General features: G+C 64.6%; 1 protein-coding gene. It reads right to left on the minus strand.

Annotation, left to right across the window (positions count from 1 at the left end):
- A partial coding sequence (locus J5M58_RS27730; protein WP_207880757.1) for an amino acid permease occupies positions 1-229 on the minus strand: 229 nt, incomplete at both ends.

Here is a 229-nt window from a genome sequence, read left to right on the forward strand (position 1 = left end):
GTACGAAGTAGCCGACGTTGCCCAGCCAGGCACTGATCCAGTAGCCCCAGGCCGAGGAGAAGCCCATGTAGTCGCCGAAACCGGCCTTGGCATAGGCATACACCCCGCCATCCAGGTCAGGCTTGCGGTTGGCCAGGGTCTGGAACACGAACGCCAGCGCCAGCATGCCAACAGCTGTGATGCCCCAGCCGATCAGCACCGCGCCCACATCGGCACGCGCCGCCATGTT

It is taken from the genome of Pseudomonas sp. 32_A, assembly GCF_017490905.1.
GTDB lineage: Bacteria > Pseudomonadota > Gammaproteobacteria > Pseudomonadales > Pseudomonadaceae > Aquipseudomonas > Aquipseudomonas inefficax.